At 64.9% G+C, this 12,335-nt stretch carries 10 protein-coding genes and 1 pseudogene; 3 read left to right on the top strand and 8 right to left on the bottom strand.

What is annotated here, in order from left to right:
* Nucleotides 1-166: 166 nt before the first annotated feature.
* The 4 genes from AAFX91_RS32090 to AAFX91_RS32075 all read right to left on the bottom strand — a co-directional run bounded on the left by AAFX91_RS32090 (nucleotide 167) and on the right by AAFX91_RS32075 (nucleotide 6,505).
* Complete coding sequence (locus tag AAFX91_RS32090) at nucleotides 167-2,119, bottom strand: acetyl/propionyl/methylcrotonyl-CoA carboxylase subunit alpha (RefSeq protein WP_394569263.1); 1,953 nt, start codon at nucleotides 2,117-2,119, stop codon at nucleotides 167-169.
* 17 nt (nucleotides 2,120-2,136) lie between these two features.
* Nucleotides 2,137-3,753, bottom strand: coding sequence for an acyl-CoA carboxylase subunit beta (locus tag AAFX91_RS32085; RefSeq protein WP_394569262.1), 1,617 nt, complete (start codon nucleotides 3,751-3,753; stop codon nucleotides 2,137-2,139).
* A 140-nt stretch (nucleotides 3,754-3,893) separates the two neighbouring features.
* On the bottom strand, nucleotides 3,894-5,498 hold the full coding sequence (locus AAFX91_RS32080) for an AMP-binding protein (protein ID WP_130581971.1): 1,605 nt from the start codon (nucleotides 5,496-5,498) through the stop codon (nucleotides 3,894-3,896).
* A 140-nt stretch (nucleotides 5,499-5,638) separates the two neighbouring features.
* Nucleotides 5,639-6,505: a 3-keto-5-aminohexanoate cleavage protein gene (locus AAFX91_RS32075; RefSeq protein WP_130581970.1), complete on the bottom strand. Its 867-nt coding sequence runs from the start codon at nucleotides 6,503-6,505 to the stop codon at nucleotides 5,639-5,641.
* Nucleotides 6,506-6,702: 197 nt separating this feature from the next.
* On the opposite strand from AAFX91_RS32075, the gene AAFX91_RS32070 reads away from it, so the two are divergent.
* Both AAFX91_RS32070 and AAFX91_RS32065 read left to right on the top strand, forming a co-directional pair.
* Nucleotides 6,703-7,233: a hypothetical protein gene (locus tag AAFX91_RS32070; protein WP_394569261.1), complete on the top strand. Its 531-nt coding sequence runs from the start codon at nucleotides 6,703-6,705 to the stop codon at nucleotides 7,231-7,233.
* On the top strand, nucleotides 7,172-7,531 hold the full coding sequence (locus AAFX91_RS32065; RefSeq protein WP_394569260.1) for a universal stress protein: 360 nt from the start codon (nucleotides 7,172-7,174) through the stop codon (nucleotides 7,529-7,531). The genes AAFX91_RS32070 and AAFX91_RS32065 overlap by 62 nt, the downstream gene beginning before the upstream one ends.
* Nucleotides 7,532-7,674: 143 nt before the next feature.
* On the opposite strand, the gene AAFX91_RS32060 is transcribed toward AAFX91_RS32065, so the two are convergent.
* From AAFX91_RS32060 to AAFX91_RS32045, 4 genes are all read right to left on the bottom strand, one after another.
* Nucleotides 7,675-8,481, bottom strand: coding sequence for a helix-turn-helix domain-containing protein (locus tag AAFX91_RS32060; RefSeq protein WP_130581968.1), 807 nt, complete (start codon nucleotides 8,479-8,481; stop codon nucleotides 7,675-7,677).
* Nucleotides 8,482-8,721: 240 nt separating this feature from the next.
* A complete protein-coding gene (locus tag AAFX91_RS32055) occupies nucleotides 8,722-9,378 on the bottom strand; it encodes a glutathione S-transferase family protein (RefSeq protein ID WP_394569259.1) in 657 nt (218 codons plus the stop codon).
* 1 nt (nucleotide 9,379) lies between these two features.
* The gene (locus tag AAFX91_RS32050; RefSeq protein ID WP_130581966.1) at nucleotides 9,380-10,543 is read right to left on the bottom strand and encodes an acyl-CoA dehydrogenase family protein; all 1,164 of its coding nucleotides are present in this window, start codon (nucleotides 10,541-10,543) and stop codon (nucleotides 9,380-9,382) included.
* Between the two features lie 140 nt (nucleotides 10,544-10,683).
* On the bottom strand, nucleotides 10,684-11,820 hold the full coding sequence (locus AAFX91_RS32045) for an acyl-CoA dehydrogenase family protein (protein ID WP_130581965.1): 1,137 nt from the start codon (nucleotides 11,818-11,820) through the stop codon (nucleotides 10,684-10,686).
* Between the two features lie 209 nt (nucleotides 11,821-12,029).
* Here AAFX91_RS32045 and AAFX91_RS32040 point away from each other — a divergent pair.
* Nucleotides 12,030-12,266, top strand: a pseudogene (locus AAFX91_RS32040) (AMP-binding protein); the annotation flags it as partial.
* Between the last annotated feature and the right edge of the window lie 69 nt (nucleotides 12,267-12,335).

Here is a 12,335-nt window from a genome sequence, read left to right as displayed (position 1 = left end):
TCGTTTGAGATTTCGACAACCTCATTCTGGCACAACTGATGCCGTAGGGGGCCGTCCACCCCATCAACCACAGGGAGGAGTTGTGGCGGGAGCAAGCGGTTGCAGCGGAGCATACAACAACGGCCTGTGGTTATGGGTCCCGGGTCAAGCCCGGGACGACGTGGGGTTAGGCCGCCGCTTCGATCTCCATCACAATGCGCCCCGTCGTCACCTGTTCGCCCTCGGCGACGTCGATCGCTGACACCGTGCCGGCGACGCCCGCGGTGTGCACATGCTCCATCTTCATCGCTTCCAATGTCATCACGGGCTGGCCGGCGGCAACCTGTTCGCCCGGCTTGACCAGCACCGCGACGACGCGGCCGTTCATGGCGGCGCGGACCTTGCCATCACCGTTGGCTCCGGCGGCGGCTTCGGGCAGCGCCAGCGTCAGGTCGCGGACCGCGAGCGTGACGTCGTGATTCAGGATGTAGAGACGATCGCCATCGCGCAGGAATTTTGCGCGCGCCATGAGGCCGTTGGTGCGATAGCGGATCGCATCTAGGCCGAGTTCGTCGATCTCGAAACGATGCTTGTGTCCCGCGACATCGGCGACATAAGAGCCGTCGCGCTCGCGCACGATCTCGACTTCGCGAAGGCCGCGGCCGAGATCGATGCGCAATCCGAGCGGAAACGTCGCGGCAAGCGAGCGGCCGCTCCGCCACGGCGGCGCGTGCGGATTGGTGACGTAGAGAAGCAGCGCCGCGAGCGCCGCCTCCGCGCCCTCGTCCGCGCGTGGCGTCAGCAGCTCGCTCCGATGCGCTGATATAAACGACGTCGTGGCCTCGCCCTTGGCGAAGGCCGGATGGCGCAGGCAGGAGATCAGGAATCCCTGGTTGGTGGTGACGCCGAAGGCTTCGACCTGCTCCAGTGCGACGATCAGCTTGCTCCGCGCTTCGCGCCGATCGGCGCCATGGCTGATGATCTTGGCAATCATAGAGTCGTAGAACGGCGGGATTTCCGATCCGGACTGCAGCGCATGCTCGACGCGGACGCCTTCCGGCATCTGCCAGCGCGCCATCCTGCCCGATTGCGGCATGAAATCATGGTCGGCATCCTCCGAGCACAACCGTACCTCGATCGCGTGGCCGGAGAACGTGATGTCTTCCTGCTCCACGCCGAGCGGCTCGCCGCGGGCGACGCGCAACTGCAGTTCGACCAGATCGAGCCTGGTGATCGCCTCGGTGACGGGATGCTCGACCTGCAGGCGCGTGTTCATTTCCATGAAGTAGAAATCGCCATTGCCGTCGAGCAGGAATTCCAGCGTGCCTGCGCCCTCATATCGGAGCGCCTTCACTGCCTGGACCGCGACCGCGCCCATCCGCGCCCGCAACTCGGGCGACACCGCTGGCGACGGCGCCTCCTCGATCAGCTTCTGGTGCCGCCGCTGCACCGAGCAGTCGCGCTCGCCGAGATGGATCGCGTTGCCATGGCGGTCGCCGAACACCTGGATCTCGATATGACGGGGATCGACGATCGCGCGCTCGAGAATAACCGTTGCATCGCCGAATGCACCGAGCGCCTCCGAGCGCGCGCTGCGCAGCGCATCCGGGAACAACGCGGTGTCGGAGACCAGCCGCATGCCGCGCCCGCCGCCGCCGGCGACCGCCTTGATCATCACGGGAAAGCCGATGCGCCTCGCTTCCGCCAGCATGATCCCTTCGCTCTGGTCGGCGCCCTGGTAGCCGGGCACGCAGGGCACGCCGGCCTTTTGCATGATCTCCTTGGCGCCGGCCTTGTTGCCCATCGCACGGATCGCCTCTGGCGACGGGCCGATGAAGACAAGCCCGGCGTCGCGGCAGGCCCGCGCGAACTCCTCATTCTCGGCGAGGAAGCCGTAGCCGGGATGCACAGCGCCGGCTCCGCTGGCCTTGGCGGCGGCAATGATCGCATCGATCCTGAGATAGGATTGCGACGGCAGCGCCTCGCCGATACGCACCGCGTGATCGGCCTCACGTACATGCAGTGCATCGCGGTCGGCGTCGGAATAAACCGCGACCACTCCGTAGCCGAGCTGCCGCGCGGTGCGCATGATCCGCAGCGCGATCTCGCCCCGATTGGCAATCAGGATCCTGTAGAACATCCCGCCCCCTTCACGACTCATGGCCGCGCCACCGAGAACTGCATACGCTGAGGATTGCGCGCTTCCGCCTCGCGGCATATCGCAAGCACCTCGGCGAGCACGCTGCGGGTGTCGCGCGGATCGATCACGCCGTCGTCGAGCACGCGCGCGCTGGTGGAGAACACGTCCATCTGGCCGTCGAACACGCCGATGATCTCGGCCTTCATCGCATCCAGTCTCTCCTTCGGGATCGGCTTGCCGCGCCGTGCGGCAGCGGCTTCAGTGACGATCGCCATCGTCTCGGCGGCCTGCTCGCCGCCCATCACGGCGGTCTTGGCGTTGGGCCAGGAGAAGCAGAAGCGCGGATGGAAGCCGCGGCCGCACATGCCGTAATTGCCGGCGCCGAACGAGGCGCCGCAGTAGATCGTGATCTGCGGCACCGTCGCCGACGTCACCGCCTGGATCATCTTGGAGCCGTGCTTGATCATGCCGGCCTCCTCATAGGCTTTGCCCACCATGTAGCCGGTGGTGTTGTTCATATAGAGCAGCGGCGTGCGCGACTGGCAGCAGGCCTGGATGAAATGCGTCGCCTTGTTGGCACCGGGCACATCGAGCGGGCCGTTATTGGTGATGATGCCGATCGCCTGCCCTTCGATGCGAGCATGGCCGCAGATCGTGGCCGGACCATAATTGGCGCCGAACTCGGTGAAATCGGAGTCGTCGATGAAACGGGCAATGGCCTGGCGCATGTCGACGGGACGCTTGTGGTCCATCGGCATGATGCCGAGCAATTCTTCCGGATCATGGCGCGGCGGCTTGAACGACGCGCTCGCGGGCTTCGGCCGGTCCCATTCGAGACCCGACATGATGTCGCGCGCGATCCGGATCGCATCGCGGTCGTCTTCTGCGAGGTAGTCGCCAAGGCCGGAGATCGAGGTGTGCATCTCGGCGCCGCCAAGCTCCTCCTCGGTCGCGATCTCGCCGGTTGCGGCTTTGAGGAGCGGCGGCCCGGCCAGGAAAGCGCGGGTGCGGCCGCGCACCATCACGATGTAATCGGAGAGCCCGGTCTGATAGGCGCCGCCCGCGGTCGAAGACCCATGCGTCACCGTGACCACCGGCAGGCCGGCCGCCGACAGCCGCGCGAGGTTGCGGAAGATGTTGCCGCCTCTGACAAAGTCCTCGACGCGGTAGCGGAGGAGATTGGCGCCGGCGCTCTCGACGAGCTGCACATAGGGCAGCTTGTTCTCCAGCGCGAGTTCCTGCACCCGCAGCGTCTTGTCGAGGCCATAGGGCTGCAGCGCGCCGGCATCGATGCCGGCATCATTGGCGCTGACCATGCAGCGGATGCCGGAGACGAAGCCGATGCCTGCGATCAGCCCGCCGCCGGGCACGCTTTTCTCAGCGTCCGCGACGTCGAACATGTAGCCGGCGAGCGTCGACAGTTCGAGGAAGGGCGAGCCGAGATCGAGCACCAGCGCCACGCGTTCGCGCGGCAAGAGCTGCCCGCGCTTGTGGAAGCGTTCCTTTGCGGCCGCGGATGCGGCGCGGGTGCGCTCCTCCAGCGCCCGCATCCGGGAGATCAGCGCCAGCATGCCGTCGCGATTGGCCTGAAACGCGGCGCTGAAGGGCGAGATGGTGTTTTCGATGATGGCCATGGATCAGCCCTCTCCGTCATTCCGGGGCGCCCCTCTTGGGGCGAGCCCGGAATCCATGGGACCGCAGACGCTCGTGGAGAAATGGATTCCGGGCTCGCGCTTCGCGCGCCCCGGAATGACAGGTATGTTCCTGGTAAGCATCACGCGCTTTTCGCTTCCGAGAAATACTCGCTATACGTCTGCCGCAGTTCGACCTTGCGCAGCTTGCCGGTCGCGGTCATCGGCATCTCCTCGAGAATACGCACCAGTTTCGGTACCTGGAAGCCGCCGAGATGCTTTCGGCAATGCTCGATGATACCGGCCTCGTCGGCCACGGCATTCGGCTTCAGCTTGACGAAGGCGGAAACGGCTTCGCCCCATTGCGGGTGCGGCAGGCCGACCACCGCGGCGTTCTGCACGGCGGGGTGCGCGAGCAGCGTCTCCTCGATCTTCACGGAAGCCACGTTCTCGCCGCCGGACTTGATCATGTCCTTCTTGCGGTCGAGGAACAGCACCTCGCCATTCTCGTCGATCAGCGCGAGATCGCCGGTGTGATGCCAGCCGAACTTGCGCGCCTCTTCGGTCGCCTTCGGATCCTTGTAATAGCCCATCATCACGTTCGGCCCGCGATGCACGAGCTCGCCGATCTCGCCGCGCGGCTGCAGATTGCCATTGTCGTCCATGATCGCGGTCTCGTTGACAACAAGCGACTCGCCCCAGTAATTGCCAAAACGACTAAGCTGCACTTCCGGCCGCGACATCGTGGTCGCCGGATACATTTCGGTCTGGCCGCTGGTCAGCACGAAGTTCGGGCAGAGGTCGGCGATGGCGCGTTCGAGCAGCGGCTTGCCCATCGGCGCCATGGTGTAGATGCAGCAGCGCAAGCGGGAAAGATCGAATTCCCGCCGCCGCGGATGGTCGAGGATCGCCTGGTACATCAGCGACAGCCCGACGAAGACGGTGAGCTTGTCACGGACGATCGCCTCCATGCAGACCACAGGATCGAAGCCGCGCATCAGCGCCATCCGGCCGCCGACCGAGAGATAGCTGAGCAGCAGCACATGGCCGGCGCAGTGGAACAGCGGGAATTGACCGGTGATGCCGTCATCGCGCGAGAGCTGCATCTCGACGCAATTGCTCATCACCGCCATCACCACCGCGAGATGGCAGTGCATCGCGCCCTTCGGCCGCGACGTCGTGCCGGAGGTGTAGATGATCATGGCGAGATCGCGGTCGTTGATCTCGATCTCGGGCTCGGTGTTGGACTGGCCCTCGATGAGATCGTTGAAATTCTCGAGGCCGGTCGCCGCGACTTTTCCGGCAAGATCGATCGCGACCATCTCAATGCCGCGCTGTTCCAGCGCCGCGCGGCGTTCGGCTTGGGCATGCAGATTGTCGTCGATCAGCGCGAAGCGGACTTCGGCATGGCCGAGGATGTAATCCATGTCCGATGGCCCGAGCATGGTGTTGATCGGTACCCAGACCAGGCCGGCGCGATGAATGCCGAACAGCGCTTTGACGAATTCGACCGAATTGTTGCAGATGGTCGATATCTTTTCGCCCGGCTTCAGGCCGCGCTGCACGAGGTAGTTGGCAAAGCGATTGGCGTCGCGCTCGAGCTCGGTGAAGGTGACCTGACGCGCGCCGTCGGTGAGCGCGACACGATCCGGGAAGCGCCGCGCCGCACGCTTCAGGAGATCGCCGATCGCCACCCGGCCGATCTGCCCCGACCCCGGCACGCCGCCGGTTGCTGCGAGATTGTCCATTTGGTTCCCCTCCCTCATGTCTCGTCATTCCGGGGCAGCCCGCAGGGCTGAGCCCGGAATCCATCGGGCCGCAGGCGCTTGCGGCGAAATGGATTCCGGGCTCATCGCTTTGCGATGCCCCGGAATGACGGCGTGGCGGCTCAGTGCCTCACCCCGAACATCTGCCGCGCTTCAGCGGGGCTGGCGATCTCGCGCCCGGCCTTCCGCGCGCAGGCTGCGATCGCCTCGATCAACTGGCCGTTCGAGGTCACCTTGGTGCCATCAGCCAGATAGAAGGTGTCCTCCAACCCGGTGCGCAGGTGCCCGCCGAGATCGGCGGCATGCTGATGCAGCGGCCAGATCTCGTCGCGGCCGATCGCGGTGACCTGCCAATGCGCGTCCGGCGCCTTCAACTTCAAGAGGATCGGCAGCAGTTCCGGATCGGCCGGCATGCCTGAGGCGACGCCCATCACGAAATTATATTCGAGCGGGCCGGAATACATGCCGGTCTGCCGATACATGCCGACGCAACGCACGATGCCGACGTCGAAACATTCGAATTCGGGAATCGTGCCGGCGTCCTTCATCACGTCGAGATAGTCCTGCACCTTCTCGACCGCATTGTCGAACAGCATCGGCGGCCAGGCCCAGGTGTTGTCGGCTTTGACCTTGAGATAGTTCAGCGAGCCGGCGTTGCAGGCGGCGATCTCGGGCTTGGTTTCACGGACACAATCGAGCGCGCCCTGGTAATTCGGACCCGAGGTGCCCGTGGTGTGGTTGATGATGACACCCGGGCAGGCTTCGCGGATCGCCTGCTGGATCTCCTTGCTGACGCCGACCTCCCAGGACGGCAGATGGCCCTTGCTAGGTGCCTGCTGGCGCAGATGGATATGCATGATGCTGGCGCCGGCGTTGAAGGCCGCCTTGGCCTCGCGCGCCATCTGTTCCGGCGTTACCGGCACGTTGTGCTGTTTTGGATCAGTCAGCACGCCGTTCAGCGCGCAGGTGATAACGGCCTTCTCGCTCATGCATCCCGTCCAAGGTGTTTGAATGGCTCGATTTTTTGCATGATGCGGGATTTGGCCGGGGCCCTCTTGCGTTGACTGGCTATTGCCGCCGCGGCAGCCCGGTCGCCGTGGCAATAGAGCGCATGGAGGTTTGCTCTGAATCAAACCCGGACGCCGCGGCGGGACTATCAGTTTCCTTAAATCCTGGGAGATATAACATGGCCTACAAAGACCTCCTCTTGACGCTCGCGAGCTACCCCGAAACGGCTCCGCCATCGGCGATCGATCTTGCGAGCGATTTCGCCGCCGCGATCGGCGCCAAGATTTCCGCGATCGCCTGTAAGATCCGCGTCGCCGTGCCCGGCAGCTTCCTGAGCCCAGCGCTGCTCGACGTTCCCGGAATGGCTGCAACCGATGAAAAGAAATCTCGCCTTCAGGCCGAGGCTTCGCTCGCCGCGTTCCAGGCCGCCGCGGAAAAGCGCGGCGTCTTCGAGGAGCGCATCCTGGAGCGCTGCCTGACGTCCGAGCAGCGCGAACTGTTGGTCGAGTATGCGCGCCTTCGCGACCTCACCATCATTCCGGTCCAGGACAATGCCCTGTTCGGCGCCGATTATTTTCGAATCCGGGCGCCCCGTCCTGCTGCTGCCGCAAACCAGCCGCAAGCCGTTCGCCCTGAATACGGCGACGGTGGCCTGGGACTTCAGCCGTCCGGCTGCGCGCGCGGTCGCGGACGCGCTGCCGCTGCTTAAGCAGGCCAAGCGCGTCCACATCGTGACGGTGACCAACGAGAAGCGCATCGACACCAAGCGGTCCGGTCCGGAACTTGCGAAGCATCTCGCCCGCCACGGCGTCGAGGTGATCCTTGACACCGTCGATGCCGCGGGCCGCACAGTCGCGCACGCGCTGGAGGCGGCGCTGACGAGCCATGACAGCGACCTTCTGGTCATGGGCGCCTTCGGCCACTCCCGCTTCCGGCAATTCGTGCTCGGCGGCGCCACGCTCAGCATGATGTCGCACCCGCCGCTGCCCGTGCTGCTTTCGCATTGATAGATCAAGCGGTATGGGTCCGGCCTTCGCCGGGATGACGCCTCGTAGGGTGGGCAGAGCGAAGCGTGCCCACCATCAACATTCCGCACGGAATGGTGGGCACGCTGCGCTTTGCCCACCCTACGACTGCGCCACGCGCGGAGCTAGGACGCGGCCGCCTCCGTGAACGATCCGCTGCTGCGATAGATCGCGAGATCGCGCGAGCCGGAGAAGATCGCGCGCGGCTTCAGGCCGTAGAAGCGGCGGATCGAGTGGCTGAAATGGGTGGAGTCGGGGTAGCCGATGTCCTGCGCGAGATGGGCGAGGTTGATGTCCTGATTGGCGAAGTGCAACAGATGCCGCGCCCGCTTCCAGGCGCGGAAGGAACGGAACGAGATTCCGGTCTCCTCCTTGAACAGATGCAGGAAGCGCGAGGGCGACAGCGAGGCATCCGCCGCGCAATCCGCCGCCGTCACCGGTTCGCCGGAGAATTTGCCGATGCGCGCGATCGCGCGCACCACGCGCGGGTCGAGCCTACGCTGCGGCAGCGCCTGGCCGAAGCACATGATGTCGAACTCGGCGTTCGAGAGGTCATCGCTATATTGCCGCCGTCCCAGCGCGGCATAGGCGGCGCGGATGCGGTCGGCGTAGAACTGGCTTTCCGGGCCCATCAACTGTCGGGCAAACGATTCGAGCGCGCCGACGCGGACGCTTTCGGGCTCGATGGCAACGCAGATCGCCGAGCGATAGTCGCTCGCAATGGTATGGCGCAGGTTCGGCATGGTCACGACGAGGTCGCCATAGGATTCCCGGCCGTCGCTGGTCGCAAGGCGCAGGCCGCCCTTGATCGCGACATAGACATGGAATGCGCCCGGACAGCGCTCGCGCGGGCGGCCGAGCAGTCCGGCATAGAACACGCGCTCCGGCGTGATCAGCATCAAATGGCCTACTTCACGGGCCTGGTCGTCCATGGTGGTTCCTCCTCGCACGGCTCTTCCCGGCCGCTGCGGCGCCAACCATAGCCGAAATCCGGCTGAAGTCACCGTTACAAATGGGGCAAGGAAACGGCTCTCGCCGTCATTGCGAGCCACCGGGTCGGCGCGTAGCGCCGCCCGATGACAGGCTCCGCGAAGCAATCCATGCCACCACGAGTGGAGAGATGGATTGCTTCGTCGCTGTCGCTCCTCGCAATGACGGTTGGGGCGGGCGCGTTACCCACGCACCCGCGGCGCGACGTTTTGCTCCGCGCCGGCCTTGCGTTCCGCCGCGACCGCCCGCTGGTATGCCTCGCGCTGCTGCAACGTTGCCCAATAGGCTGCGACATTGGGACCGAAATCCTTGGCGGGCCCGATATTGTCGGCGAGCCGCAGCGCATAGCCGATGGCGATGTCGGCGGCGGTGAAACGGCCGGCGCACAGCGTCTCGGCCTTGCCGGTCGCCGCCTCAACGGCGCGCAGGCGGCCGAAGAACCATTTGGCGTGGTCGCCGACGACCTGCGGATTGCGCCGCTCCTCCGGCTCGAGCTGGCCGTAGCGAAGCACCAGGGTCTGCGGAAAGGTCAGCGTCGCGTCGGAAAAATACATCCAGTTCAGGAAGGCGCCATAGGCCGGCTCGTCGGGTCCGACGATCAGCGGTGTCGGGCCATATTTGGTACCAAGGTAATGGCAGATGCCGGACGACTCCGTCATCCGCGTCTCGCCATCGATCAGGAAGGGAATCGTGCCGAGCGGATTGAGCGCGAGATAGTCCTTCGCGAACACGCGCGGCGGGAACGGAAGCATCTTGAGCTCGTAGGGCAATCCCATTTCCTCGAGCATCCAGAGCGGCCGGAACGAACGCGCGGCTTCGCAGTGATAGAGCGTGACCATCTCAGGCGTTTCCTTTTGTAGCCGACAGCGTACCCATCATCTTGCATAGCACCATCAGCATCACTTCGTCAGCGCCGCCGCCGATCGAGGTCAGGCGGCTGTCGCGATAGGCGCGGCTCACCGGGGTTTCGTTCATGAAGCCCATGCCGCCCCAATATTGCAGGCAGGCGTCGGTGAGTTCGCGCCCGAGCCGGCCCGCCTTCAGCTTCGCCATGGTGGCGAGCTTGGTGACGTCCTCGCCCGCGACCAGCGCCTCGCCGGCACGATAGATCAGCGAGCGCAACAGCTCGACCTCGGTCTGCATCTCTGCGAGCTTGAAATGCACCACCTGGTTGTCCAGGATCGAGCCGCCGAACGCTTTCCGGTTGCGGGTATATTCAATGGTTTCGTTGATGATGAACTCATGCGCCTTCAGGCAGGCGGCGGCGCCCCACAGCCGCTCCTCCTGGAACTGGATCATCTGGTAGGTGAAACCCTTGCCTTCCTCGCCGATCCGGTTGCGCTTGGGCACCCGGACGTTATCGAAGAAAATCTGCGCGGTGTCGGAGGAGCGCATGCCCATCTTGTCGAGCTTTCGCGCGATGGTGACGCCCTTGCTCTTCATCGGCACGCAGATCAGCGACTTGTTGCGATGGACCTGGCCGTCGCTGGTGTTGGCGAGCAGGCAGATCCAGTCTGCTTGCGTGCCGTTGGTGATCCACATCTTGCCGCCATTGATGACATAGTCGTCGCCGCCGGAGCGCGCATTGGTCTTGATCGAGGCGACATCGGAGCCGGCACCGGGCTCGGAGACGCCGATGCAGGCGACCTGATCGCCCGAGATCGCCGGCACCAAGAACTCGCGCCGCACCTCGTCGGAGCCGAACCGCGCCAGCGCCGGTGTCGCCATGTCCGTCTGCACCCCGATCGCCATCGGCACCCCGCCGCATCTGATGGCCCCTAACTCTTCCGCCATCATCAGCGCATAGCTGTAGTCGAGCCCCTGGCCGCCGAATTCGACGGGCTTGTTGAGGCCGAGGAAACCGAGACTGCCAAGCTTCTTGAACAGCTCATGCGCGGGGAAGATGCCGGCGTCTTCCCAGTCGTCGACATAGGGGTTGATCTCGGCGGCGATGAATTTCTGCAAGGCGCGGCGGGGTTCGTCGTGGTCAGCGGTGAAGATCATGCTGGTTCAGGCTCCAATCGGCATTGTCTTGTCATTCCGGGGCGTCCGAAGGACGAGCCCGGAATCCATTTCTCCGCGGGCGTTGCGGCCCGATGGATTCCGGGTTCGCGCTGCGCGCCCCGGAATGACGGCGTGTGCTCTCACAACCCCATCTGGCGGCTGGCGAGGTCCTTCATGATTTCCTCGGTGCCGCCGCCGATGGCGTTGACCTTGACCTCGCGGTAGATGCGCTCGACCTTGATGCCGCGCATGAAGCCGGCGCCGCCGAAGATCTGCACCGCCTCCGAGGCGCAGAACGCCATGGTCTGGGTCGCCTGGTTCTTCATCATGCAGATCTCGGCGACCGGGTTTTCGCCCTGCTCCAGCCGCCAGGCCAGCATCTCCAGCATCGCTTGCGACGCTGCGACCTTCTGCGCCATGTCGACGATCTTGTGGCGGATCACCTGGTGCTGGGCAATCGGCTTGCCGAAGGTCTTGCGCTCCTTGGCATAGGCGATCGCCTCCTCGACGCAGACGCGGGCATAGGCCGTGCAGCTCGCCGCCATGCCCATGCGCTCGCTGTTGAAATTCTGCATGATGACCTTGAAGCCCTGGCCTTCCTCGCCGATCAGGTTTTCGGCCGGCACCCGGCATTCATCGAAATGCAATGTCGCCGTATCGGAGGCCCACCAGCCCATCTTCTTCAGCTTGGTGCGCGAGAGGCCAGGCGTATCGCCCTCGATCAGCAGCAGGCTGACGCCGCCGGCGCCCTCGCCCCCGGTGCGCACGGCGACCGTCAGGTAATCGGCGCGCACGCCCGAGGTGATGAACGTTTTCTCGCCGCTGACGACATAATGATCGCCGTCCCGGCGCGCCTTGGTGCGGAGGCTGGCGACATCGGAGCCGCCGCTCGGCTCGGTGATCGCGAGCGCGGAAATCTTCTCGCCCCGCAGCACTTCCGGCAGCACGCGCGCCTTGACCTCGGGACGGGCGGCCCGCGCGATCGGCGGCGAGCCGATGGTGTGGCTCATCAGGCTCGCACTGACGCCACCGGCACCGGCCCGCGCCAGTTCCTGCGAGGCCACGATCTTCATGAACTGGTCGGCGGGAATGCCGCCATATTCCTCGGGAAAGCCGAGCCCCAATAGACCGATCTCGGAGGCCTTGCGATAGAGTTCGCGCGGAAACTCGCCCGCTTCGTCCCACTCATGGGCGTAAGGCTCGATCTCCTTCTGCACGAAACGGCGCACCGCCTCGCGAAAGGCCTCGTGCTCGCTGGTGTAGAATGGGCTCGCCATCCCTTTGCTCCGTCGATTCCTGTGACCGGAACGATGTCCGGAAATCGCCGCCCTAACTTGCGTCGAGTGGCTGCCGGCGGCAAATGGGCGCCGATCCTACCCCCGGTCCAGCCACTAAACGCAAGACAGATTCCGGCCCCGGCCCGTCCACTGGTACCCCTGCGGATCATGATCAGGCGGCGCCAGACCGCCCACCGTGGGAGGGAAATTTGCCGGTTCGTTACTACGACTGGATCGCCCATCATGGCCGGAGGACGCCTGACAAGGTCGCGATGGTCGACCTCGGCAGCGGCCGACGCTTCACCTATGCGCAATCCGACGCGCGGATCTCGAGGCTGGCCGCGCATTTGCGGGATACCCACAAAGTAGCACGCGGTGATCGCGTCGCGGTGCTGGCGCTGAACACATCAGACACACTGGAAGTGCAGTTCGCCTGCGGGCGGCTAGTGGTCTATCACAGTGATTTTGACTCTTTGGGGGTGGCTGGATAGGCGCGGCCGAGTTTGGCGCGAGCT

The organism is Bradyrhizobium sp. 31Argb (assembly GCF_043638955.1).
Taxonomy (GTDB): Bacteria; Pseudomonadota; Alphaproteobacteria; order Rhizobiales; family Xanthobacteraceae; genus Bradyrhizobium.
The sequence above is the reverse complement of the archived record's forward strand: the minus strand, read 5'-3'. Positions and strand labels throughout refer to the sequence as shown.

Bases quoted from the DNA above. Each gene is read 5' to 3' on its own strand.
- AAFX91_RS32090 (WP_394569263.1), bottom strand. From the start codon at position 2,119: ATGTTCTACAGGATCCTGATTGCCAATCGGGGCGAGATCGCGCTGCGG.
- AAFX91_RS32085 (WP_394569262.1), bottom strand. From the start codon at position 3,753: ATGGCCATCATCGAAAACACCATCTCGCCCTTCAGCGCCGCGTTTCAG.
- AAFX91_RS32080 (WP_130581971.1), bottom strand. From the start codon at position 5,498: ATGGACAATCTCGCAGCAACCGGCGGCGTGCCGGGGTCGGGGCAGATC.
- AAFX91_RS32075 (WP_130581970.1), bottom strand. From the start codon at position 6,505: ATGAGCGAGAAGGCCGTTATCACCTGCGCGCTGAACGGCGTGCTGACT.
- AAFX91_RS32070 (WP_394569261.1), top strand. From the start codon at position 6,703: ATGGCCTACAAAGACCTCCTCTTGACGCTCGCGAGCTACCCCGAAACG.
- AAFX91_RS32060 (WP_130581968.1), bottom strand. From the start codon at position 8,481: ATGGACGACCAGGCCCGTGAAGTAGGCCATTTGATGCTGATCACGCCG.
- AAFX91_RS32055 (WP_394569259.1), bottom strand. From the start codon at position 9,378: ATGGTCACGCTCTATCACTGCGAAGCCGCGCGTTCGTTCCGGCCGCTC.
- AAFX91_RS32050 (WP_130581966.1), bottom strand. From the start codon at position 10,543: ATGATCTTCACCGCTGACCACGACGAACCCCGCCGCGCCTTGCAGAAA.
- AAFX91_RS32045 (WP_130581965.1), bottom strand. From the start codon at position 11,820: ATGGCGAGCCCATTCTACACCAGCGAGCACGAGGCCTTTCGCGAGGCG.